The sequence below is a fragment of the Mesorhizobium sp. M0761 genome (assembly GCF_040320205.1).
Classification (GTDB): domain Bacteria; phylum Pseudomonadota; class Alphaproteobacteria; order Rhizobiales; family Rhizobiaceae; genus Mesorhizobium.
The window spans coordinates 211,767-232,644 of record NZ_JAMYPF010000007.1 but is presented as its reverse complement, the minus strand read 5'-3'; the positions used below and the strand labels follow the sequence as shown (position 1 = coordinate 232,644).

25 protein-coding genes and 1 pseudogene are annotated in these 20,878 nt (G+C 62.5%); 20 read left to right on the top strand and 6 right to left on the bottom strand.

Features of this window, described 5'->3' with window-relative positions; genetic code table 11:
* The first annotated feature begins 48 nt into the window (after positions 1-48).
* Positions 49-336, top strand: a complete 288-nt coding sequence (locus NKI32_RS14725) for a type II toxin-antitoxin system RelE/ParE family toxin (RefSeq protein ID WP_023672746.1) — start codon at positions 49-51, stop codon at positions 334-336.
* 1 nt (position 337) lies between these two features.
* Positions 338-640, top strand: coding sequence for an addiction module antidote protein (locus NKI32_RS14720; RefSeq protein WP_023814929.1), 303 nt, complete (start codon positions 338-340; stop codon positions 638-640).
* 48 nt (positions 641-688) lie between these two features.
* Here the strand turns inward: NKI32_RS14720 and NKI32_RS14715 are convergent, their stop codons facing one another.
* A complete protein-coding gene (locus NKI32_RS14715) occupies positions 689-1,846 on the bottom strand; it encodes an ATP-grasp domain-containing protein (RefSeq protein ID WP_031205215.1) in 1,158 nt (385 codons plus the stop codon).
* A gap of 182 nt (positions 1,847-2,028) precedes the next feature.
* Here NKI32_RS14715 and NKI32_RS14710 point away from each other — a divergent pair, with 182 nt between their 5' ends.
* The 5 genes and pseudogenes from NKI32_RS14710 to NKI32_RS14690 all read left to right on the top strand — a co-directional run bounded on the left by NKI32_RS14710 (position 2,029) and on the right by NKI32_RS14690 (position 5,308).
* Complete coding sequence (locus NKI32_RS14710; protein ID WP_023673461.1) at positions 2,029-2,643, top strand: hypothetical protein; 615 nt, start codon at positions 2,029-2,031, stop codon at positions 2,641-2,643.
* A gap of 7 nt (positions 2,644-2,650) precedes the next feature.
* On the top strand, positions 2,651-3,499 hold the full coding sequence (locus NKI32_RS14705) for a 23S rRNA (adenine(2030)-N(6))-methyltransferase RlmJ (RefSeq protein WP_353002895.1): 849 nt from the start codon (positions 2,651-2,653) through the stop codon (positions 3,497-3,499).
* Positions 3,500-3,738: 239 nt separating this feature from the next.
* Positions 3,739-3,921, top strand: a pseudogene (locus NKI32_RS14700) (MarR family winged helix-turn-helix transcriptional regulator); the annotation flags it as partial.
* A gap of 315 nt (positions 3,922-4,236) precedes the next feature.
* Entirely contained in the window at positions 4,237-4,659 is a 423-nt protein-coding gene (locus NKI32_RS14695) for a VOC family protein (RefSeq protein ID WP_023684718.1), read from the top strand.
* A 202-nt stretch (positions 4,660-4,861) separates the two neighbouring features.
* Positions 4,862-5,308 (top strand): hypothetical protein, encoded by a 447-nt coding sequence (locus NKI32_RS14690; protein WP_023673457.1) that lies wholly within the window; start codon positions 4,862-4,864, stop codon positions 5,306-5,308.
* 97 nt (positions 5,309-5,405) lie between these two features.
* Here the strand turns inward: NKI32_RS14690 and NKI32_RS14685 are convergent, their stop codons facing one another.
* The gene (locus NKI32_RS14685; RefSeq protein WP_353002894.1) at positions 5,406-6,029 is read right to left on the bottom strand and encodes a TetR/AcrR family transcriptional regulator; all 624 of its coding nucleotides are present in this window, start codon (positions 6,027-6,029) and stop codon (positions 5,406-5,408) included.
* A 62-nt stretch (positions 6,030-6,091) separates the two neighbouring features.
* Between NKI32_RS14685 and NKI32_RS14680 the strand changes: the two genes are divergently transcribed.
* The 3 genes from NKI32_RS14680 to NKI32_RS14670 all read left to right on the top strand — a co-directional run bounded on the left by NKI32_RS14680 (position 6,092) and on the right by NKI32_RS14670 (position 8,527).
* Positions 6,092-6,868, top strand: coding sequence for a DinB family protein (locus tag NKI32_RS14680; RefSeq protein WP_353002893.1), 777 nt, complete (start codon positions 6,092-6,094; stop codon positions 6,866-6,868).
* A 331-nt stretch (positions 6,869-7,199) separates the two neighbouring features.
* Positions 7,200-7,589 carry a hypothetical protein gene (locus tag NKI32_RS14675; RefSeq protein WP_023673454.1) on the top strand — a complete coding sequence of 130 codons (390 nt, stop codon included), beginning with the start codon at positions 7,200-7,202 and terminating at the stop codon, positions 7,587-7,589.
* A gap of 341 nt (positions 7,590-7,930) precedes the next feature.
* Positions 7,931-8,527 (top strand): glutathione S-transferase family protein, encoded by a 597-nt coding sequence (locus NKI32_RS14670; protein ID WP_023705339.1) that lies wholly within the window; start codon positions 7,931-7,933, stop codon positions 8,525-8,527.
* Between the two features lie 63 nt (positions 8,528-8,590).
* Here NKI32_RS14670 and NKI32_RS14665 read toward each other — a convergent pair whose 3' ends face one another.
* A complete protein-coding gene (locus NKI32_RS14665; RefSeq protein WP_023684724.1) occupies positions 8,591-9,241 on the bottom strand; it encodes an outer membrane protein in 651 nt (216 codons plus the stop codon).
* Between the two features lie 411 nt (positions 9,242-9,652).
* Here NKI32_RS14665 and NKI32_RS14660 point away from each other — a divergent pair, with 411 nt between their 5' ends.
* From NKI32_RS14660 to NKI32_RS14635, 6 genes are all read left to right on the top strand, one after another.
* Positions 9,653-10,417 carry an SDR family oxidoreductase gene (locus tag NKI32_RS14660; RefSeq protein WP_023684725.1) on the top strand — a complete coding sequence of 255 codons (765 nt, stop codon included), beginning with the start codon at positions 9,653-9,655 and terminating at the stop codon, positions 10,415-10,417.
* Positions 10,414-12,489: an excinuclease ABC subunit UvrC gene (uvrC, locus tag NKI32_RS14655; RefSeq protein ID WP_353002892.1), complete on the top strand. Its 2,076-nt coding sequence runs from the start codon at positions 10,414-10,416 to the stop codon at positions 12,487-12,489. Before NKI32_RS14660 ends, uvrC begins: the two co-directional genes overlap by 4 nt.
* Before the next feature lie 170 nt (positions 12,490-12,659).
* Positions 12,660-13,256, top strand: coding sequence for a CDP-diacylglycerol--glycerol-3-phosphate 3-phosphatidyltransferase (pgsA, locus tag NKI32_RS14650; protein ID WP_023831127.1), 597 nt, complete (start codon positions 12,660-12,662; stop codon positions 13,254-13,256).
* Between the two features lies 1 nt (position 13,257).
* Positions 13,258-13,515 (top strand): molybdopterin converting factor subunit 1, encoded by a 258-nt coding sequence (gene moaD, locus NKI32_RS14645; RefSeq protein ID WP_352889447.1) that lies wholly within the window; start codon positions 13,258-13,260, stop codon positions 13,513-13,515.
* A gap of 4 nt (positions 13,516-13,519) precedes the next feature.
* Entirely contained in the window at positions 13,520-13,993 is a 474-nt protein-coding gene (locus NKI32_RS14640; protein ID WP_353002891.1) for a molybdenum cofactor biosynthesis protein MoaE, read from the top strand.
* Positions 13,994-14,062: 69 nt separating this feature from the next.
* The gene (locus tag NKI32_RS14635) at positions 14,063-14,830 is read left to right on the top strand and encodes a YbaY family lipoprotein (protein ID WP_023814922.1); all 768 of its coding nucleotides are present in this window, start codon (positions 14,063-14,065) and stop codon (positions 14,828-14,830) included.
* Between the two features lie 3 nt (positions 14,831-14,833).
* Here the strand turns inward: NKI32_RS14635 and NKI32_RS14630 are convergent, their stop codons facing one another.
* Positions 14,834-15,310: a cupin domain-containing protein gene (locus tag NKI32_RS14630; RefSeq protein WP_023673445.1), complete on the bottom strand. Its 477-nt coding sequence runs from the start codon at positions 15,308-15,310 to the stop codon at positions 14,834-14,836.
* A gap of 64 nt (positions 15,311-15,374) precedes the next feature.
* Here NKI32_RS14630 and NKI32_RS14625 point away from each other — a divergent pair, with 64 nt between their 5' ends.
* Complete coding sequence (locus NKI32_RS14625) at positions 15,375-15,830, top strand: MarR family winged helix-turn-helix transcriptional regulator (RefSeq protein WP_353002890.1); 456 nt, start codon at positions 15,375-15,377, stop codon at positions 15,828-15,830.
* 86 nt (positions 15,831-15,916) lie between these two features.
* On the opposite strand, the gene ndk is transcribed toward NKI32_RS14625, so the two are convergent.
* Entirely contained in the window at positions 15,917-16,339 is a 423-nt protein-coding gene (gene ndk / locus NKI32_RS14620) for a nucleoside-diphosphate kinase (RefSeq protein WP_023673443.1), read from the bottom strand.
* A gap of 470 nt (positions 16,340-16,809) precedes the next feature.
* Positions 16,810-17,445, bottom strand: a complete 636-nt coding sequence (gene bluB, locus NKI32_RS14615) for a 5,6-dimethylbenzimidazole synthase (RefSeq protein ID WP_352462883.1) — start codon at positions 17,443-17,445, stop codon at positions 16,810-16,812.
* A gap of 283 nt (positions 17,446-17,728) precedes the next feature.
* Between bluB and NKI32_RS14610 the strand changes: the two genes are divergently transcribed.
* The 3 genes from NKI32_RS14610 (at position 17,729) to NKI32_RS14600 (ending at position 20,526) form a co-directional block, all read left to right on the top strand.
* Positions 17,729-18,241 (top strand): DinB family protein, encoded by a 513-nt coding sequence (locus tag NKI32_RS14610; protein WP_023673440.1) that lies wholly within the window; start codon positions 17,729-17,731, stop codon positions 18,239-18,241.
* Positions 18,242-18,687: 446 nt separating this feature from the next.
* A complete protein-coding gene (locus tag NKI32_RS14605; protein ID WP_353002889.1) occupies positions 18,688-19,347 on the top strand; it encodes a hypothetical protein in 660 nt (219 codons plus the stop codon).
* Positions 19,348-19,740: 393 nt separating this feature from the next.
* Positions 19,741-20,526, top strand: coding sequence for a GGDEF domain-containing protein (locus tag NKI32_RS14600; RefSeq protein WP_023705331.1), 786 nt, complete (start codon positions 19,741-19,743; stop codon positions 20,524-20,526).
* Positions 20,527-20,878 lie beyond the last annotated feature (352 nt).

Below are 20,878 nucleotides of genomic sequence, written 5' to 3'. Positions count from 1 at the left end.
AAGTTCACGGCACTTGATTCCAGTTCTGCTGTAAATTATAGTTCACGGATGATCGAAGTTCGATCCACTGACGAATTCCGAAAATGGCTCAGAGGGCTCACGGACATTCGCGCCGTAAAGAAGATCACCCAACGGATTGTCCGCGTTCAGGCTGGGCTGTTGGGAGACGCCAAGTTCTTCGATGGCATAGGAGAATTGCGCGTAGATTACGGTCCGGGATACCGCGTGTACTTCGTCCGGCGCGGCAACACGGTCATTATCCTGCTCTGCGGCGGTGACAAAGGCTCGCAGGACAGGGACATCGGAAAAGCCAGGAAAATGGCAAAGGAAGTTTGATATGACCCTCAGAACCACACCATTCGACGCCGCCGAATATCTTGATGACGCTGAGTCTCAAGCCGAACTGCTCGCTGATGCGTTCGAGACCGGGGACGCGACTTATATTGCGCACGCCCTCGGCATTGTCGCGCGCGCCCGCGGCATGACAAGCATAGCGAAGGACGCCGGCGTGACCCGAGAGGCACTCTACAAGGCGCTGAGCGAAAAGGGCGATCCGCGCCTCAGTACATTGCTGGGCGTAACCAAGGCGCTTGGCCTGCAATTGTCCGCAAAGCCAGTTATCCCGTTTAGGCAACCTTAGCAGGACTTACGCACTCAGCTGAAAACGGGAAGTTCCGCTTCAACTCGACTAGTCCTGCTCCGGCCCATTCCACTCGATATCGCGCGTCGACGCAGCCTGAAGGCTGATGCGCTGGCGCAGTGCTGTGCCGGCGATCTCGGCCAGCGTGCGCCACTGCGCCCGCTTCGGCGCGGGGTCGCCCGGCCAGTCGAGCAGCTCATCGGCATCGTGCATCGCCTGGCGAAAGCTGCCGAGACCACCGGAGCGCAGTGCCGCCGGCATCCCGTAGATCCACATCGCCAGCCTCACCGTCTGCGGCGCCGTCACGTCGGGCTTCACCTCGGCGCCATCCTCCAGCACCGCGTCGGCGAAGCGCCGCGGATCGCGAAAGAAGTGCAGGCCGCTCACGGCGCGCGGATTGCACTCCAGTGGCAGCACCCTGCCGTTGTTCTCGCGCATCAGGTCGAAGGATATCTGGCCGGTCCAGCCGGCGCCGGCGACGAAGGTTTCGACGAAGCGCCGCGCCGCGATATCCTCGACCGGCTCGAAACAGATGCCGGCGCCCTTGCCGGCGCGATAGAGCGAACGGTAGAGCGCCAGCGCTTTGAGTTCACCCTCGACCGCCACCGCATAGGCGCTGATCTCTTCACCGGCGATGTAGCGCTGCGCCACCCAAGGAGCGGCGGGCGAGGGGCGGACGGCGTCGAGTTCGTCCGGCGATGGCCGCAGCAGTACGTCACGGGCAAAACGTGACCACACAGGTTTGAACACCAATTCGCGCGATTGGCCACGAACGCCGTCGAGATCGGCCTCGCTTTGCAGCAGTATCGTTTCCGGCACGTCGAGCCCAAGGCTCTGCGCCAGCCGGATGAAGGCATGCTTGTCGTGAACGCTGGCGAGCATCGCCATCTCGGGTGCGAAGAGGCGGGCCGGCATGGCGCGGTGCTGCCAGAGACGACCGAGATAAAAGACTTCCTCGCAGGTCGGGATAACGAGTTCGATGCCTTCCGCGCGGACAAGCGCTTCGACCGCCTTGGCATAGGCGTCGGCGGCAAAGCGCGGCGGCAGCAGGCGATGGTAGGCGGCGCAGGCCGTGCTCGCTGCGGCGATCGGCCGGGCCGGGCTGTCGGCCAGGATCACCCGGCGACCGGCGCCATGCAGCAGCCGCGCCAGGTGCAGCGCCACCGGCGCGCGGGCACCGGTGATCAGCACGGTGCTATTGGGCATGAGCCACCGGCATCGGTTGGAAAAGACGAGTCGATGCTTCTGCGGAAGGCTTCATTCGCCATAAGTGCCACATGGCTTGCGTGCCGCCAACGGACTCCACAAAGGTGGCTCCGCTGCGTCAGCCATCGCTTTTTGGCCTTCGGGGCGTTATTGGCAATCTGTTGAACACCCGGATCTCCTCAATGCGCTTTCTGTTTGTCCTGATACTGCTTGCCGGCGCCGCCATTGGCTTCGTGTATCCCTGGGCCATGAGCAATTTCTCCGGCCACGAGATCGGCGCCTGGCGCGTCTACGACCAGGGACGGTTTAGGCCTGTGACGGTGACGCTGAAAGCTGGCGACGCGCCGGTCAGAGTGCTGGTCGACCTGACGGCGAGGGCCGAGCGCATTGTCTCGCAGCAGCGCACTGTGCTGACGCTGACTGCCGCCACAGCCGGCCGCACGGTGCTTGCCTCGACGCTGCAATTCAACCACGCCGACAATCCGCGCCAGGTCAGCCCGCAACTGCCCGACAAGATCTTTCGCGACGAGGCCGGCGTGATCGAAACCGTCAGTCCCGGCGCCTATCTCTTCACCGCCGGCCCGGGCGACGCCGACGATATCCCGATACGCGCAGTGGATCTGATACTGCGCTCCGGCGCCGGTGAGATCGATCAACGCGCACGGCCGGTTGGCTATGGGCTGATGGCCGTCGGCCTGATCGGCTTCCTGCTTACTCTGGCTTTCGGCGGTCGCCGGCCGGAGAACCCGAACTCGAAGCCGCCACCGCCGCGTTGGGGCAGAGGCTCCTCGACATGAGCGCAGCATGAACTACCGTCACGCCTATCACGCCGGCAATTTCGCCGACGTCGTCAAGCATGTCGTGCTCAGCCTTCTGCTCGACTATCTGAAGCAAAAGGACAAGGCGTTCCGTGTCGTCGACACTCATGCCGGCATTGGCCGCTACGATCTTTCGTCGGCGGAAGCGCAAAAGACCGGCGAATGGCAAGGCGGCATCGGCCACCTCATCCACGCCCCGATCGAAAAATCGGCGGCTGCGCTGCTTGCCCCCTATCTTGAAGCGGTGCGTTCGCTCAATCCCGATGGCGGGGTGAAGAAATATCCGGGCTCGCCATTGATCGCCAGGCACCTCATGCGAAAGCAGGACCGGTTGTCGGCGATCGAACTGCACGAGGCAGATGCTGCCAGGCTGAAGACGCTGTTTGCCGGCGATTTCCAGACAAGGGTGATCGAACTCGACGGCTGGCTGGCGCTTGGCGCGCATCTGCCGCCAAAGGAAAAGCGCGGCCTGGTGCTGATCGATCCGCCGTTCGAAGAAGCCGGCGAATTCGACCGCCTGGTCGATGGCATGCAGAAAGCGCACAGGCGCTGGCCGGGTGGCATCTACGCGCTGTGGTATCCGATCAAGGACCGCAAAGCGATCATCGCCTTCCGCAAGGCGCTCAAGCAATCCGGCGTTCCAAAACTGCTCGACATCGAGTTCGAGATCCGGCCGGCATCGCGTGAACCAAGCCTCGACGGCAGCGGCATGGTGGTGGTCAACCCGCCCTTCACGCTGGAGCGCGAACTGCGCATCGTGCTGCCGGTCCTGCACAGATTGCTGGCGGTCGAAAAGCCGGCGCACTGGTCGCTGGAATGGCTGGCCGGGGAGTAGCGACGCTTCGCAGCGGGCGACGCCCGCGGCAAAGACACAAAGTCGCTAGAAGTTTTGACGGTGGCGCCATCCGCGAATGCTCAGTTGTGTTGAACGAACCGAAACCATGGAGATGCACATCTAATCGGCTTGGCGTTGACGCTAATCCCAGAATCAGATAGATAGATATCTAATTATTAGATTTCGAATCGAAGCCAAGATCGACAAAAAAGGAACTGGTCAACGCGATAGGCTTCGCGATGTCGCGCTGGCAGGATGCCATTGAAACGTTCGATGGGACCGTTGCCGAAATCTATGTGCTGAGCGCTGCCGAGCGCCGCTGTCTCGGCGCGATCAGTCACGGCCCGCGGCCGGCAAACGTCGTAGCGAGGGAGACAAATCTCACGCCGGCGGCGGCTACGACGTTGATTGACCGGCTGGAAAAGCGCGGCTTCGTCAGCCGCCAGCCGGATCCCGGTGACAGGCGCAAGGTCATGGTCGCGGCGGGCAAGAAGACCGAGGAACTCGTCCGGCGCTGCTACCATCCGATCTTCGAGGCAGGTGCCGCATTGCTGGAGAAATACACGGTGGCCGAGATGCAGTTTTGCTCGGCTTCATCGAAGAGGTCGAAGCGATGCAGAAGGTGTAGACCGAGAGGCTGCGCGGCAAAGCAAAACCGGTGCCTTGAGAGAAGGCATCGAAGGATGGTCCGGCGCAACGCCGGTCCGGTTTCAACTGTGTACTGTCAAGGAGACCCTATGCCCCGTATGATCTTCGTCAACCTGCCCGTCGCCGACCTCGCTGCGTCGATGGCCTTCTACAAAGCTCTCGGTTTCGACAACAACCCGCACTTCACCGACGACACCGCAGCCTGCATGGTGCTGAGCGAAACGATCAACGTCATGCTGCTCACCCATGCCAAATGGCGTCAGTTCACCGATCGCCCCATCCCACCGGCCACCTCGAGCGAGGTCATGCTTGCCGTGTCCTGCGACAGCCGCGCGGCGGTCGATGCGATGAATGAGGCGGCGGCTAAAAATGGCGGCGCCGCCGACATCAACGCCCAGCAGGATTATGGCTTCATGTACAATCGCAGCCTGGCCGATCCTGACGGCCACGTCTGGGAAGCGATGTGGATGGACCCGGCCGCCATACCGCAGGGCGACGCCAAGCAAGGCTGAACCGGGTTTCGGCGGCCCGCCGGCCATGGGCAGGCCGCTTTTCCTAATGGGCAAGGCGAGCTTTTTCAAACGTCAGGACGTGGTTTCGCAGCTTCGCACCGGAAAAACCGGTTGCGGAGCGGGAAACCATCGGCAGCGCGACCGCTTGACCGCGCGCCGCCGAATCCGCAAAGTGGGCGCAGTCGACCTTTGAGAGGCTGCCATGACTCGCTTTGCCAAATCCGCTCTTGCTGCCCTGATTTCGCTTTGCACGCCGCTGGCCGCACCCCTCGGCCAGCCAGCGCAGGCCGCCGATCTTTCCGTCTATTCCGACGAGGACAGCGGCGTTTGCGGCGAGGCCTGGGTGCTAAGCAAGATCTCCAGCCGCTTCTCCTACCAGGTGCATCACGTGCCGCATCTGCCGGATGTTTCGATCACCGATTTCCAACGCATCCACCAGCATCGCTATCTCCCGGCCAGCGAAGAATGGCCGATCGGCCGCCGCTATTGCGGCGCCACCGTCAGCCTTTCCGATGGCCGCGCCCGCACCATCTGGTACTTGATCGAGGAAGGCCAGGGTTTTGCCTCGATCGGCGACAATGTCGAATTCTGCGTCTCGGGCTTCGACCGCTGGATGGTCTACAACGGCCGCTGCCGCGTCCTGCGCTAAGGTCGGATAAGAACCGCCGTTGAACCTGCTATCTCCCCGCAAGGGGGAGATCTGATGTCGCACCGGTTTCGCCAATCTCCGAACTGCTGCCGCTGCCTCACACCGCCTTCCCACCAGACACGTAAGCGCAGATCAGCTCGACCAACTGCTTCTGCAGCTCCGGCAAGTCGAGCATGTCTCGCCGCGCGGCATTGTGGATGACGCCCTCGACCGCTGAGGACAGCACCCGGGCCACGGTCTCATTGTCCTTTCTGCGCCTGCGATATTGCGCCACCGCCGCCGTGTAGTGATCAAGATAGCGCGACTGGAACGAGGCATGGGCGGCGCGTGAGCCGCGATCGCCCGGCGCCTCGTCGAGCAGCACCTGATGCAGCGTCGGATGGATGCTGTGCGCATCGATCATGCCGCGCACCAGCTCCTGCGCGAATCGCTTGAGCGGCTTGTCGCCTTCTGCTGATTCGGCGATCACCGACAGCACCTGATCGAAATGTCGCCGGCGAATTGCTTCGACCAGCGACAGCTTGTCGGGAAAATATTGATAGAGCGAGCCGATGCTGACGCCGGCCGCATCGGCCACCTTGTTGGTGGTGAAGCCGGCCCAGCCGAGCGCGCTCAGAACATGAGCACCGGCTTCGATGAGCGCCTCGACCGTCGCTCTCGAACGCGCCTGGCGCGGCTGCTTGCGCATGCGTGAGCGCGGCTTTGCAATGCGAGTAGACATGTCTGCTCCAGCAGCCAAGAATATAGATAACATACTCACATTTTTTGGAAAGGATACAGACCATGGACGCGCTGGATTTGCTCCGCAGCCTCTTCGTTTATCAAGCCTGGGCGAATGGTGAATTGCTGCAGAAGCTTGCGGGCCTCGACCAGCAGGAGCATGTCGATCAGCGCCACACGGCGAACCGTCTCATCAACCACAACCTTGTCGTATCGAAGATATTCGCCGCGCATCTTTCCGGCACGCGTCATGGCTATGCGTCCGACAACACCGAGGACACACCGGCACTCGATGAATTGAGCGCTGATGTCGCTGCGATGGATCGTTGGTATCTCGACTATATCGAAGCCGTCTCGCCAAAGCTCATGTCAGAGCCTGTGCCTTTCACCTTCACCGACGGCGACAGGGCGATGATGTCACGCAAGGAAATGCTGACCCATGTCGTCACGCATGGCGGCTATCACCGCGGCGAGATCGGGCGGATCCTGATGCAGATCGGCATTGCGCCGCCGTGGGATGCGTTTGCCGTCCACCTCCACCACGCCGAGCCTTGCGCTGGCTGCAGGTGCGCGAGCGGGTTGGCGCTTAGGGGCCTGCACCCCTTGGCTTCCAAGGGATCGCGGCTTCCCGGGAGGAGGATTCCCCGATCTTTCGTTTCCCATTTCCGTTTGGCATCTCTTGCGCCGAAGCTGGCGATCTCCCTTCTCGTCGGGGAGACGTCCGACACAACAGGCTGTCCCTTCAAGTGCTGTCTTTCCTGGCTTCCGTCCACCCACTCGCAATATACGAGTAAAAAGCTCGCGTGTAATTTAGTGCTGTTCCCGCGACCGCTGGGATGAAGCAAGATCAGCCTCTGCGGTGCGATGATGGTTGCCATCCGATAGGTCGCCGATGACCGCGTGAGATCGACGGCGTTGCAAGAGAATGTGAGCTTGACGAGAAGAACGTGTGAGTCGCGATATCAGAGATTTCTCTCGCAACAGTTCGCTGCGAAGCGGGAAGATTTCTTGCCGATTTCTGTGCCGATCATTCCGATAATGCTCTCAGCGTAACCGAAACTTAATCTGCGAAATTCTATGTAATGCTTCGCTGGCTAGATACGCACGAGTCAGATATGCATTAGCTCGCCGGGTCACTCACGGCCATCGGCACAAACGCAAGGGGCATCGCATGGCAAAGACCACGACGAAGGCGCCGGCGGCGAAAGCGCCGGCAAAGAAAGCGGCACCGAAAGCTGCCGCGAAACCTGCAGCAGTAAAGAAGGCAGCACCGAAGGCAGCGGCAAAGCCGGCCGCCAAGGCAGCGGCAAAGCCGGCAGCTAAGGCAGTAGCAAAACCCGCCGCCAAGGCAGCAGCGAAACCCGCCGCCAAGAAGCCGGCCGCCAAGGCTGTGGCGAAGCCTGCTGCGAAGGCAGCAGCCAAGCCCGCCGCCAAGAAGCCGGCAGCCAAGGCAGCGGCAAAACCCGCCGCCAAGGCTCCGATGAAGGCCGCCGCCGCCAAGTCGACGGCAGCTGTGAAGAAGGCTGCACCGGCCAAAAAGCCAGCCGCCAAGAAGAAGTAACAGCGGACCATCTCAAAGCTCCCGGGAACTTTGCCGACTGGCAGATTCCCGGGAGCTTTTTTGTTGTGATTTAGGTCTTGTTTTGATGCATGTCGTTCTCTCGAAATTGACGCCACTTCTGTGAGACATGCATTGGCGATTTCATTGTCGGCGGATTGGCCGCCTGGTTTTGCCCTTCTGGCAGTTGCTCCCTCAGGGAAGATCGGCCAACACTAAGGCGGTCGCATCCGATGGGGTTCAGGCGACGCGCTCTAGACCTTTGTTTTACGCGCGTCGTTCTCAAGACCGGAGCCGCATTGTTGAGCGACATGCACTGGCCGTCCGAAAACAGGGAACCGATCATGCCGAAGCTGCTCTACGCGTCCTCATCCCCCTACAGTTCCAAGGTGCGCATGGCAGCACTCCATGCCGGCATTGCCGTCGAGCTGGTGCCGGTCAAGACCGAGGACAAGCCTGCTGAACTGATGTCAGCCAATCCCCTCGGCAAGATTCCGGTGCTGGTGCTCGACGACGGCCGCTCGATCCACGACAGCCGCGCGATCACTCAGCATCTCAACCGCGCTTCCAAGAGCCTGTTGTTGCCGCGCAATGCCGACAAGCGCCTCAAGGCCGAAGTGCTGGAGGCGCTGGCCGACGGCATATGCGACTGCGCGCTGTCGATGGTCTATGAGCGGCGCACGCGTCCGGAGGAGATGGTCTATCAACCCTGGCTCGATCGCCAGTGGACCAAGATCACCGCCGCACTCGATTTCCTCAACGCCAATCCGCCGAAGCTGCCGAAGAAGATCACGCTTGGCCAGCTGGCGTTGCGTGCCTGCCTCGGCTACCTCTCTCTGCGCTTCGCCGGCAAATGGGAAAAGGGCCGCGGCCGCCTGACCCGCTGGGCAGCGCGTTTCGATGAGAAGTTTCCGGGGCTGAAGGTGGCTGTGCCGGCCTGACGGGCGAAACAAAAAAAGCCGGGCGCGAGGCCCGGCTTTCTTGTGTCGTGGCTTGAACGACAGTTAGAACTTCATACCGACGCCGAAGGTGACGCGGTTGTCGCTCTCTTTGACCTTGGTGCCGACACTGTCGAAGCTCTTGGAACCGAAGTCGGTGTAGCGGTACTCGACACGGCCGAACACATTGTCGGTGATCTTGATGTCGGTGCCGACGCCGGCCGTCCAGCCGAGCATGGTGTTGCTGTCGCTGTCGCCGGGGACCGAGACCTTCTGGTTCTTCAGGGCGCCGCCGCCGGTGCCGTAGAGCAGGATTTCCGGGGTCACGGCGTAACCCAGACGGGCGCGCAGCGAGCCTTCGAAGCCGCCCTTGGAATTGACGCCGCCGCTGTCACCCTTGACGCCATTGTAGCCGAGATCGGCTTCAGCACCGTACACGAAGTTTTCCTGCTGCCACTGGTAGCCGCCGAAAACGCCGCCGACAAAGCCCTTGGTCTTGATGTCGGGGCCGCCGTCGTGGACTTTGGCATGACCGCTGAAGCCGTAGCCGGCGCTGAGACCGGCATACGGGCCGGCCCAGGAAGCGACGGGGAGCTCGGCGATCGGGGCTGGCGCCGGGGGCTCTTCCGAGACGACATCGGCAGCAAAAGCGGTACCGCTGAGGGCGAAGAGCCCGAGCGCAACCGCGAGCGGCGCGAATTTGAGATTGGTTTGCATTGTTGTTTACTCCTTAAGCCACAAGACACGTAGGCTTGTTTGTCCTGAGCGCCATCAACCCGTCCGGGGGGTGAAACGGATCTGGCACTCAACGGTTCCGAATGTCGTGTCAAAATGCGGCGGCAGCGAACCTGAAAATGGGTCATTCCCCGGCACGAATGAGGCCGAAGCTTGACGTTGCATCTTCGCAACAGCGAAATGTCAGTACGCAGGCGATGCTGCACTGCACTCGGCTTGGTGCAACGGGTTCAGCGTCCTATATTGCGGTCCTGCCGACCCGAATCCGGGGCGGTGCCGGCGGCGAAAAAGCCGTTTCGCCACATTCCTGCCCCAGGTGGAAACGGCATTTAACCCCTGGACGCGTCACAATGTGCCGCTAGCCGAATTGAGGCGCAGATTGAGGATTGACAGATGATCGAAGCCGCCGGAACGGCGCTGGTGACGGGCGGGGCGAAGCGGATCGGCAAGGCGATCGTCGAGGATCTGGCCGCGCACGGTTTTGCCGTCGCCATCCACGCCAACCGCTCGACCGCCGAGGCCGACGCGCTGGCTGCGAGCATCAGGGACGGAGGCGGCCGCGCCGGCGTGGTAGCCGCCGATCTGACCGACATGGATGCGGTTGGCGATCTCGTCGGCCGCGCCGCGGCAGCGCTCGGCCCGGTCACGCTTCTTGTCAACAATGCGTCGCTGTTCGTCGACGATAGCGTCGAGGACTTCGACTGGGCGGCATGGGACCTTCACTTCGCCATCCATGTGAAGACGCCGGCGCTGTTGGCGCAAAACTTCGCCCGCGCCTTGCCGCAAGGGCAGGAGGGGCTGATCGTCAACATCATCGACCAGCGCGTCTGGCGGCCGACGCCGCGCTATTTCTCCTATGCGCTGTCGAAGTCGGCCTTGTGGACGCAGACCGAAATGCTGGCACAGGCGCTCGGTCCGCGCATCCGCGTCAACGCCATCGGTCCCGGTCCGGCGCTGAAGAATGCCCGCCAGGACGATGATGATTTCCAGAAGCAGGTCGATGGCCTGATTCTGAAGCGCGGCCCGCAATTGGCCGAATTCGGCGCCACCATCCGCTATCTCTGGGAGGCGCGCTCGGTGACCGGCCAGATGATCGCGCTCGACGGCGGCCAGCATCTTGCATGGCAGACGCCGGATGTGACAGGCATGGTGGAATGAGTCCCGCAGACCAGAAACACAAGACGCGCGCCGGCGCCGCCGACGATATGCCGCCCGACATCGAGCTTGAGGATGAAGCGGTCGAGGAGATCGTCGAGCCCGAGGCCACCGGGCCCGATGTCGCCTTCACAGCGATAGACTGGCAGCCGCATGCCAGCGACGCCGACGGCATGGTCGGCGCGGAGGTCATCCAGACACTGGTCAAGCGGCTGCCCAATGCGCCCGGCGTCTACCGCATGATGAACGCTGCCGGCGACGTGCTTTATGTCGGCAAGGCGCGCAGCCTGAAGAAGCGGGTGACCAACTACGCGCAAGGCCGGTTCCACACCGCCCGCATCGGCCGCATGGTGCGCGAGACATCGACGATGGAGTTCGTCGTCACCCGCACCGAAATCGAAGCGCTGCTGCTCGAGGCCAATCTCATCAAGCGTTTGCGGCCGCGTTTCAATGTGCTGATGCGGGACGACAAGTCGTTCCCTTACATCCTGTTGACCGGCGATCACGTCTCGCCCGGCATCTACAAGCATCGCGGTGCGCGCTCGCGCAAGGGCGACTATTTCGGACCTTTTGCGTCGGCCGGCGCGGTCGGGCGCACCATCAATTCGCTGCAGCGCGCCTTCCTGCTCAGGAGCTGCACCAACTCCTTTTACGAAAACCGCACCCGGCCGTGCCTGCTCTACCAGATCAAGCGCTGTGCCGGTCCATGTACCGGGGAGATCTCGCATAGCGACTATGCCGAGCTGGTCAGCGAGGCGAAGGATTTTCTGTCGGGCCGCAGCCAGAAGGTGAAGACCGAAATCTCTGCCGCCATGCAGCAGGCCTCGCAGGAGCTCGATTTCGAACGCGCCGCCATTTATCGCGACCGGTTGGCTGCACTGTCCCATGTGCAGAGCCATCAGGGCATCAACCCGGCCACGGTCGACGAGGCCGATGTCTTTGCCATCCATCAGGAGGGCGGCCAGGTCTGTATCCAGGTGTTTTTCTTCCGCACCGGCCAGAACTGGGGCAACCGCGCCTATTTCCCCAAGGCCGATCCGGCACTGGAGGGGGCGGAAGTGCTGGGCTCGTTCCTGGCGCAGTTCTATGACGACAAGCCGACGCCACGGAACATCCTTCTGTCGCGAGGCGTCCAGGATCAGGAACTGTTGGCCGAAGCGCTGTCCACCCGCGCCGGCCGTAAAGTGTCGATCTCGGTGCCGCAGCGCGGCGAGAAGAAGGATTTGACCGACAACGCGCTGCAGAATGCCCGCGAGGCGCTCGGCCGCCGCCTGGCCGAAACCTCCACGCAAGGCCGGCTGCTCGCCGGCTTTGCCGAGACCTTCGGCCTGCCGAAGCCGCCGGTGCGCATCGAGGTCTACGACAATTCGCACATTATGGGCACCAACGCCGTTGGCGCCATGGTCGTTGCGGGGCCGGAAGGGTTTGTGAAGAACCAGTACCGCAAATTCAACATCCGCTCGACCGAGATCACGCCCGGTGACGATTTCGGCATGATGCGCGAGGTGATGGAACGGCGCTTTTCGCGGCTGCTGAAGGAACATGGCGATGTCGTTCCCGACGACGCGGCAGCCGGTGGAGCAGGCGACGACATCGAGGAAGACATCTCCGGCAGCTTCCCGGCCTGGCCGGACGTCATCCTGATCGATGGCGGCCAGGGCCAGATGAGCGCGGTGCGCAAGATCCTCGCCGACCTCGGCATCGAGGATCGCGTGGCGGCCATCGGCATCGCCAAGGGCCAGGACCGCGATGCCGGCCGCGAGCGTTTTTTCGTCAGAGGCAGGGACTCGTTTTCGCTCCCCGTGAGGGATCCCGTGCTCTATTTCGTCCAGCGGCTGCGCGACGAGGTGCATCGCTTCGCCATCGGTTCGCACCGCGCGCGGCGGAAGAAGGAATTGGTCAAGAGCCCGCTCGACGAGATCGCCGGCATCGGTCCCGGCCGCAAGCGCGCGCTGCTGCTGGCCTTCGGCACTGCCAAGGCGGTCAGCCGCGCGGCAGTCGAGGATCTGGTCAAGGTCGACGGTATTTCAGAGCAGGTCGCCAAGCTCGTCTACAATCATTTCCATGAGAGCTGAGCGCCGGTGACGCCGCTGTCCCGATCAAATGGCAGCAGCCGTTCTTTTCTCGCAGGCCACTCGAATCCCGGCAATCGCGCGCTATTTTCGTCTGGCCAATCGAATCTCGCCTGTTGACCCCCTACATCCGGTTCTGATTTGAGTACGCAGGCAGAAAGAGTCCCTGAGATATGGCCAAGCGCGCGTTCAACCTGCCTAACATGCTTACCTATGCCCGCATCGTCGCGGTGCCGCTGGTGGTGCTGTGCTTTTTTCTCGAGGGGCATCTGAAATCGAGCGACTTCGCCCGCTGGTCGGCGTTGATCATCTTCCTGCTGGCTTCGATCACCGACTATCTCGACGGCTATCTGGCGCGCGCCTGGCAGCAGACGTCCAACATCGGCAAGATGCTGGACCCGATCGCCGATAAACTGCTGGTCGCCACCTGCCTGCTGCTGCTCGCCGCCGATACCGACCGCCATGCCGGCATCGCAGGCTGGTCGCTGTGGGCGGCAATCATCATCCTGTGCCGCGAAATCCTGGTCTCGGGCCTGCGCGAATATCTGGCGGCATTGAAAGTCTCGGTGCCGGTGACGCAGTTGGCCAAATGGAAGACCGCCATCCAGATGGTCGCCATCGCCTTCCTGCTGGCCGGGCCTGCCGGCGACAAGATCTTGCCGCTGACCACGCAGACCGGACTGGTGCTGCTGTGGATCGCAGCCCTCGTCACGCTCTACACCGGCTACGACTATTTCCGCGCCGGCCTCAAGCACATCATGGACGAGTGAGATGTCGACCAGGCTCATTTATTTCGCCTGGGTGCGCGAACGGATCGGCAAGCCGGAAGAGGATGTCGAACTGCCCGCCGGTATCGAGACGGTGGCCGACCTCCTGCGCTGGCTGAAATCGCGCGGCGAGGAATATGGGCACGCGCTGCAATATCCTGATGTAATCCGCGTCGCCATCAATCAGGAACATGTCGAGCATCGCGAAAAGATAGCCGGCGCGCGCGAGATCGCGCTGTTTCCGCCGATGACCGGGGGCTGACACCATGTCCGGCGCGCCGACGGTGCGCATCCAGCGCGACGATTTCGACGTTGCCGCCGAGACCGCGAAACTGACCGGGGGTCGCGCCGACATCGGCGCCGTGGTGTCCTTCTCAGGACTTTGCCGCGACGAGCAGGGCCAGCTGTCGGCCCTGGAACTCGAGCACTATCCAGGCATGGCCGAGGCCGAAATCACCCGCATCGCCCGCGAGGCACTTCAGCGCTGGCCGCTGCAAGGGCTGACCGTCATCCATCGCCACGGCAAGATCGCACCGGGCGAAAACATCGTGCTGGTGGTGGCGGCGTCCTCGCACCGGCAGGCGGCGTTCGAGGCGGCCAATTTCCTGATGGATTTCCTGAAATCGCGTGCACCCTTCTGGAAGAAGGAGCACCGCGTGGACGGCACCGATGGCGGCTGGGTCGAGGCCAAGGACGCCGACGACCAGGCTGTGGCGCGCTGGAAGGCGCGGCCCGAATAAATCTCGGCGCAGCCATGTATTGACCGCATTCCCTTGGCCAAATCGCATCGGCAAAAAGGGAGCAAGGGCATGCTGGACAGGATCGCCGAATTCTTCGTCTTCGGTTTTGTGCCGCTGGTTATCGGCGTTCTGGCCGTTCCCGAGCCTTCCGTCGCCGCCGAGAAAACCCTGAAGGGCGAGGTGATGTATCGCGAGCGCATCGCGCTGCCGCCCAACGCCGTGCTGTCGGTTCAACTTGCCGATGTATCGCTGGCCGATGCGCCGGCCGCCATTGTCGGCGAGCGCAAGGTAGCGCCGGCCGGCCAGGTGCCGATCAAGTTCGAGATCAGCTTCGATCCAACGGTGATCCGGCCCAACATGACCTATGCGCTGCAGGCGCGCATCACCGCCGACGACAAGCTGCTGTTCGTCACGGACTCGCGCTATCAGGTCGATCCGCTCAGCGAGGCGCCGCAGGCCATTGTGCTGAAAATGGTGGCGCCGAGCGACAAGCCGACCTCGGCCTCGCTGTTCGGCCAGAGCTGGCTAGTCGAATATATCGACGGTATCGGCGTGATTTCGGAGCCGCAGGCGACGTTCCGGGTCAGCGAAGCCGGCAAGGCGGGCGGCAGCGGCCCGTGCAACGCCTATTTCGCCACCGCCAAGGTCGATGGCGAGACCATCGTCATCAGCGACATCGGCTCGACCTACAAGGCCTGCGCGCCGGAGATCATGGCCGAGGAAAAGGCGCTGTTCGAGGCGCTCGCCAAGGCGGCGTCATACCGTGTCGATGGCGGCAAGCTGATCATCGCCGACAAGGACGGCCACGATATCTTGCGCTTCAACGCAGCGAGCTAAGAATCAAGACTGCGGCGGCGGCGGCGCCGGCGTCAGGCCGAACCGGCGCATCAGGTCCATCAGCCTGGTGCGGTCTGGCGGGCCGCCAGTGCTGAAGATGGCGAAGGCCTCGCGAAAATATTCCGGGCCGATCGCCGCCGGTGTCACCACGCACAGCACCTTGGCGGTCGCGGCAATGTCGTTGTCGAAGCGATGGACCGCGCCGCGCGGAATGCACAGCGCCTGGCCCGGCCCGATATCGTGCCGGTGTCCGTCGACGGTCAGCATCAGCACGCCTTCGATCCCGTACATCGTCTCTTCATAGTGATCGTGGCTGTGCGCCGGGGCGGGCAGGCGCTGCGAGCCGGCGACCGTCAGTTCGAAGGCGGCGATGCTGCCGTTCGACTGGTCGCCGGTAAGCAGGAAGCGCACGGCAAGGCCGCCATGGCTGATTGTCTCGTCGGCCGGATTGACGCTGATCTGGCTAGCTCTGTCTAGCATTTCATCCTCCCACGTGGTAAATTGAATTTACCGAAATGAGTAAACTCAATTTACCAGAGTGTCAATGCCATTATCCGCGGAAGCACCGCCAAAGAAGCCACCGCTGATCGGTGCACTGCTGCGCGTTCCGGCCATGGCCATTCACCGCAAGCTGATCAGGGATCTCAGGGCGTCGGGTTTCGAGGACCTCAGCCCGCCGCATATGGCGGTGATCCAATATCCCGGCCCGGATGGCCTTCGGCCGAGCGCGCTCGCCGAGCGCGCCGGGATGAGCAAGCAGGCCATGAATCAACTGCTGAAGACGCTGGAAGCGATGGGTTATATTACTCGCTCGGCGGCACCCGATGAGAGCGGCGGGACCGTCGTCCACTTCACCGACCGCGGGCGCGCCGCATACCAGAAGATGGCCGACATCCTGCTCGACGTCGAACGGGAATGGGCCGAGGAACTGGGCGAGAAGCGTTTCACGGAGCTGAAAACGCTGCTCGGCGACCTCTGGGACACGCCGCTCATCCGTTGAAAGCGGCATGAAGCCGAAGCCGGGACCTGACCAAAGAAAAAGGCCGGCGAAGTGCCGGCCTCTTGCATACATTGGTTCGCGTCGGCTCAGCCGACGATCTCGGTGTCGGAGAACCAGTACTTGATCTCCTGCGCGGCGGTTTCCGGCGCGTCGGAGCCGTGCACGGAATTCTCGCCGATCGACAGCGCGTGCACCTTGCGGATGGTGCCTTCGGCGGCGTTGGCGGGGTTGGTCGCGCCCATAACTTCGCGGTTCCTGGCAATGGCGTTTTCGCCTTCCAGAACTTGCACGATGGTCGGCGCCGACGACATGAATTCCACCAGTTCGCCGAAGAACGGACGATCCTTGTGGACGGCGTAAAAGCCTTCGGCCTCGCGGCGGCTCATCCACACGCGACGTGAGGCGACGACGCGCAGGCCGGCCTCTTCCAGCATCCTGGTGATGGCGCCGGTAAGATTGCGCCGGGTCGCGTCCGGCTTGATCATGGAAAAGGTGCGTTCGAGCGCCATGGGGTCGTCCTTGTCTTGAGATGGAAAGTCTGAGATCGGAATGTGGAGTGGCGGGCTCTATACAAGCCGCCCGGCCCATTGCCAAGGGGACGCGCCCCGGCAGCGTTATTCGGCCGCGACCGCCAGCATGGCTGTTCGCAACGCTCTGGTCAAAGGCAAGGCTTGCGGGAAAATGGTGATTGCGCAGGCACGCACGGTTTCGAACGGAAATCAGCGGAACGGAAAGACATCGGACCATGTTTGACGGGACGCGCTGGCCCCACCTCCACCTCAGACCGGGCGACATAAAAGGGAGCCTTTGGATTATCGGCATCTTGGCTGCCGTGGGCCTTGTTCTGCTGCTCTTTTCGGGTCGCCGCACAGATACGAATTTCGGTTTCGGGCCTGGATGGCAGTGCACTCCGATGCCGAAGGGCGACCCGATCTGCGTCAAGCTCATCGCCAAGGAAGAGACGAAGTGATGGGCAGCTTTACCGCCTGATCACCACCGGCTGCCGCCGCCGCTCCCAGCCTTCGCGTTCCAGTGTCGGCAGATCATGCTCCTCGCTGGCATAGCCGAGGCAGAAATAGCCGATCAGCGTCCACTCAGGCGGGGTGTCCAGGATTGCGGCCATCTCGGCGGCGTCGAGGATCGACACCCAGCCCATGCCGATGCCTTCCGCCCGCGCCGCCAGCCACAGCGTGTGCACCGCCATGACGGCCGAATAGTCGATGGTTGCCGGCATCGTCATGCGGCCGAGCCCATGGCCCTGTTGCGTCGTGCGGTCGGCGAAAACCGCGAACTGGCAGGGCGCTTCATTGAGACCGGCGAGCTTCAGCCGGGCATAGAGAGCGGCGCGCTCGCCTGAAAAGCATTCAAGAGCTTCGGCATTGCACCGCTCGAAACAGTCTCTCACCGCGCCCCGCCGCTCGGCGCTCTCGACCACCACGAAGCGCCACGGCTGGCTGAGACCGACGGACGGCGCGATGCTGGCAAGCTCCAGCAGCCGCTCCAGCGTACCCTCGGGCAAAGCCGTCCGCTCGAAGCGCCGCACATCCCGGCGCCAGCGCAGCAACGTGACCAGCCCGGCGCGAAAATCATCGGTGAAATCGGGGGGTGGTGGCATGGCGATCAGGAGACTTGTGTGGGGAAGAGGCAGTAGGCAGTAGGCAGTAGGCAGTAGGCAGTAGGCAGTAGGCAGTAGGCAGTAGGCAGTACAGCCCTCAGACCCTATTGCCTACTGCCTATTCCCTAAGCTGCGGCCGCCGCCTCCTTCCAGCAAGGCGGGCTGAACGGACGGGTCGCGTCGTGTCCGGCGAGTTCATAGAACAGAATGGTCATTGGCGGCTGCGTCCTCGCGGTCTAATTAGGCGCCTGCGGCTGAAGCGGAACTCGTCGGCGGGAAAAAGATGAAACAGCATTTCATGATGTTCGCGGCCTACAATCAATGGGCCAATGGCCGCATCTACGATGCCGTCGCCGCACTTGACGAAGAAGAGTTCAATCGCGATGTCGGCGCATTTTTCGGCTCGATGATGGGCACGCTCAACCATCTGCTGGCCACCGACCGCATCTGGATGAAACGCTTCACCGGCGAGGGCGACGCGCCGGCAAAGCTCGACGCCATCCTGCACCGCGCATTGCCTGGTCTAAAGCTGGCGCGTGAGGCCGAGGACAGGCGGATCGTCGACTGGGTCGGCGGTTTGACCGAAAAGGCTTTGTCCGGCCGCTTCTCCTACATGACCGTTTCCGACATGCGCACCGTCTCGCAGCGGCTGGCGCCGGCGCTGGGACACGTCTTCAACCACCAGACCCATCACCGCGGCCAGGCGCATACCATCCTGACCATTCTCGGCCGGCCTTCGGTGCAGCTCGACCTGGCGTTTTTCCAACGCACCGACGAAGGCCGCGCCTACGCCTGATCTCCTGACCGCGCTTCCCGTTTAAACGCACGGGAGCGTTAACCGGTGCATTTGCGCGGCCGTCGATGCCCGGCACCAGCTCTGGATCCAAGCCGGGTTTGAGGACCCTGTCGGCACAACGCTGCCCGGTGACTGGGCCAGATGGCTGGGCTGTCAGTGGCCCGCCTTTTGTGGGCCTTCGGCTCCAGGCCGCCGCAGCCACAACCCGCTCCAACTCCGGTGGAATTTCTGTTTAGAGAATTAAACAAAGTTTAAATGTTGAAGCAAAAACATATTTTTTTTTAGCAGACCAGTGCACGCCTTGAGAACTACAATCCTTATTCTTGGAAAAAATAAAGAAACTATAAGGAAGACTCGTGCGTAGCTGTGAGTGCATAAGCATATGTCTGCTTTGGTTTGCTGGCATGTTGCAATGCACAAAGCAGAACGGCAACAAGGAGAGTGTCATGGTTAATATCACTCAAAAAATCGCTAGAACACTGGCGGCGGGTGCAATTATCGTCATTTTTGCCGCTCCCGCGAATGCAGGCGGCGGAATTGGCGTCGGTGTCGGCGCATCTATCGGCGGTGCTGGCGGCATCAATGCCGGTGTTGGCGCTTCGATCGGCGGCAGCGGCGGGGTCAAGGCCGGTGCCGGCGCCTCGGTTGGCGGCAGCGGCGGTATCAAGGCGGGTGCTGGCGCAACGGTCGGCGGCAATAGCGGCGTTACTGCGGGCCTCGGCGCCTCAGTCGGCGGTAGCAGCGGCAGCAAGGCCGGCGCTGGCGCGACGGTCGGCGGAGCCGGTGGCATCAAGGCCGGTGTTGGGGCCACGGTCGGCGGCAGCGGAGGTATCAAGGCCGGTGTCGGCGTCAACGTCGGCAGCGGCATCAACGTCGGTGTCGGCGTCGGCATTGGCGGAACGCCGGGCACGCCCGGTACGCCCGGTACCCCCGGCACTCCAGGAACTCCTGGAACACCAGGCACCCCTGGGACACCCGGTGTCGTCGCCAGCATGTCGAACAGCCAGCTGACACGTATGAAGAAGCGCTGCGTCGATGTGCTCGCCAGCGAGGGCACCTACGACAGCGATCTGCGGCAGCTATGCCTTATGATCTCGCGTCGCTGAGACAGGTTTCGCCGGGAGTGTCGAGCCAGCCGTGAGGCTTTACGGCACTCTCCTACCGCATGGCCCAGACTTCCCGAGGGACATGCGCTGACGAGAAGCCTCCGGCCAGTCGGAAAGCCCGCCGCGCAAGTGGCGGGCTTTTTGTCGCCACTCACAAGGCAACCGATCGCGCCTTTCGATTGCCGGAGCGTTTTATCGTTTAACGGAAACGATGAAACGCGCTATCCCTTTGTCTTGGTAATTCTCAGGGAAAGCGCCCACGCGCTTCTCCCGGGAAAGCTGCTCACACTTTCCTGGAATTGTTCTGGTTAACCACATTCGAATTGCAGGTAAGATTTTAGGGTTTCATTTGTGTTCCCGCTGCAAAATGGCGAACACAGTGGGAGAAATGGCATGCGGGTCGATCTTTCGCCCACGAGCTTGGGCAGGGTCATAGCAGTCACGGTTGTCGGCACGGCGATCTGTATCGCGGCGGCCTTCCTTGTCGATTCCTACAATTTTCCGTCGCTGTCGCCCGAAGCGTTGCGCTGGGCGCAGCTCACCGACCTGTTGCTGCCGCTCGTGCTGGGTGGATCGTTCTTCTCTTTCCTGATGTACAAGATGCGCCAGCTGGCGATCGCCCAGAAGAATCTGAGCATCGTCGCGGCGACCGACAGCCTGACCGCGGTGTTCAACCGCGGCGCGTTTTCGATGCTGGTTGAGGCCTATCTCGAACAGGCGCGCAGCCAGGCCGTCGTCGATGCCGGCGCCCTGCTGATCGTCGACGCCGATCATTTCAAGACCATCAACGATCGATTGGGCCACGATTGCGGCGATCAGGCGCTCAAGCTGATTGCGCAGACGATCAAGGCCCAGCTGCGCGGCGCCGACATCGTCGGTCGCATCGGCGGCGAGGAGTTCGCCATCTTCCTGCCTGGCGCCGACCCGTCGCAGTCCTGGCTGGTTGCCGAGGGGATCCGGCGGCGCATCCGCGAGGTCGAGTTTGCCCCGGATGGACGGCCCTGTCCGCTCTCGGTGAGCATCGGTGGCGTCGCCTTCAGCGGACCCACCACCTATGCCGACATGTTCCTGACGGCCGACCGGCACCTCTACAAGGCCAAGTCCAACGGCCGCGACCAGGTCAGTTTCGAAACGACCGGGCCGCGCGCCCTGCTGGCCGGTGATCCGACGTTGCATTGAAATGCGGGCGCCAGGCGAGGCTCCGGTCGGGCGCAGGCGCTTTTCAAACGGATCGCGGCAATGCGACCTGGAACACGCAGCGGCGCCGTCAGCTTCCATGGTGTCGACTGCAGCAGGCCTCGTTCCTTAACGCAAGTGTTTCGGTCTAATGGTGGCGCTGCGATCCGTTGGCCTGCCGCATCGATATGATGCCTTCAGATGTACCTAAAATAGTCCTCGCTTGCTGCGTCCGCCGCTGCTTGCGGGTTGGCCGTCCATTTCTGCTTCGAGGTGTGGATCAACCCGATGGCGAAACGGTGGCTGCAGCGTCGCTCGCTATCGCGCGTGGTACCCGCCTCGGCGGCTTGTACCG

Excerpts from the sequence above, each read along its gene's own strand:
- NKI32_RS14600 (WP_023705331.1), top strand. The coding sequence starts at position 19,741 with ATGCGGGTCGATCTTTCGCCCACGAGCTTGGGCAGGGTCATAGCAGTC.
- moaD (WP_352889447.1), top strand. The coding sequence starts at position 13,258 with ATGTCGACCAGGCTCATTTATTTCGCCTGGGTGCGCGAACGGATCGGC.
- NKI32_RS14725 (WP_023672746.1), top strand. The coding sequence starts at position 49 with ATGATCGAAGTTCGATCCACTGACGAATTCCGAAAATGGCTCAGAGGG.
- NKI32_RS14715 (WP_031205215.1), bottom strand. The coding sequence starts at position 1,846 with ATGCCCAATAGCACCGTGCTGATCACCGGTGCCCGCGCGCCGGTGGCG.
- NKI32_RS14635 (WP_023814922.1), top strand. The coding sequence starts at position 14,063 with ATGCTGGACAGGATCGCCGAATTCTTCGTCTTCGGTTTTGTGCCGCTG.
- NKI32_RS14710 (WP_023673461.1), top strand. The coding sequence starts at position 2,029 with ATGCGCTTTCTGTTTGTCCTGATACTGCTTGCCGGCGCCGCCATTGGC.
- NKI32_RS14630 (WP_023673445.1), bottom strand. The coding sequence starts at position 15,310 with ATGCTAGACAGAGCTAGCCAGATCAGCGTCAATCCGGCCGACGAGACA.
- ndk (WP_023673443.1), bottom strand. The coding sequence starts at position 16,339 with ATGGCGCTCGAACGCACCTTTTCCATGATCAAGCCGGACGCGACCCGG.
- uvrC (WP_353002892.1), top strand. The coding sequence starts at position 10,414 with ATGAGTCCCGCAGACCAGAAACACAAGACGCGCGCCGGCGCCGCCGAC.
- NKI32_RS14680 (WP_353002893.1), top strand. The coding sequence starts at position 6,092 with ATGGACGCGCTGGATTTGCTCCGCAGCCTCTTCGTTTATCAAGCCTGG.
- NKI32_RS14665 (WP_023684724.1), bottom strand. The coding sequence starts at position 9,241 with ATGCAAACCAATCTCAAATTCGCGCCGCTCGCGGTTGCGCTCGGGCTC.
- NKI32_RS14610 (WP_023673440.1), top strand. The coding sequence starts at position 17,729 with ATGAAACAGCATTTCATGATGTTCGCGGCCTACAATCAATGGGCCAAT.
- NKI32_RS14720 (WP_023814929.1), top strand. The coding sequence starts at position 338 with ATGACCCTCAGAACCACACCATTCGACGCCGCCGAATATCTTGATGAC.
- NKI32_RS14640 (WP_353002891.1), top strand. The coding sequence starts at position 13,520 with ATGTCCGGCGCGCCGACGGTGCGCATCCAGCGCGACGATTTCGACGTT.
- NKI32_RS14675 (WP_023673454.1), top strand. The coding sequence starts at position 7,200 with ATGGCAAAGACCACGACGAAGGCGCCGGCGGCGAAAGCGCCGGCAAAG.
- NKI32_RS14670 (WP_023705339.1), top strand. The coding sequence starts at position 7,931 with ATGCCGAAGCTGCTCTACGCGTCCTCATCCCCCTACAGTTCCAAGGTG.
- bluB (WP_352462883.1), bottom strand. The coding sequence starts at position 17,445 with ATGCCACCACCCCCCGATTTCACCGATGATTTTCGCGCCGGGCTGGTC.
- NKI32_RS14690 (WP_023673457.1), top strand. The coding sequence starts at position 4,862 with ATGACTCGCTTTGCCAAATCCGCTCTTGCTGCCCTGATTTCGCTTTGC.
- pgsA (WP_023831127.1), top strand. The coding sequence starts at position 12,660 with ATGGCCAAGCGCGCGTTCAACCTGCCTAACATGCTTACCTATGCCCGC.
- NKI32_RS14625 (WP_353002890.1), top strand. The coding sequence starts at position 15,375 with ATGCCATTATCCGCGGAAGCACCGCCAAAGAAGCCACCGCTGATCGGT.
- NKI32_RS14685 (WP_353002894.1), bottom strand. The coding sequence starts at position 6,029 with ATGTCTACTCGCATTGCAAAGCCGCGCTCACGCATGCGCAAGCAGCCG.
- NKI32_RS14605 (WP_353002889.1), top strand. The coding sequence starts at position 18,688 with ATGGTTAATATCACTCAAAAAATCGCTAGAACACTGGCGGCGGGTGCA.
- NKI32_RS14705 (WP_353002895.1), top strand. The coding sequence starts at position 2,651 with ATGAACTACCGTCACGCCTATCACGCCGGCAATTTCGCCGACGTCGTC.
- NKI32_RS14695 (WP_023684718.1), top strand. The coding sequence starts at position 4,237 with ATGCCCCGTATGATCTTCGTCAACCTGCCCGTCGCCGACCTCGCTGCG.
- NKI32_RS14660 (WP_023684725.1), top strand. The coding sequence starts at position 9,653 with ATGATCGAAGCCGCCGGAACGGCGCTGGTGACGGGCGGGGCGAAGCGG.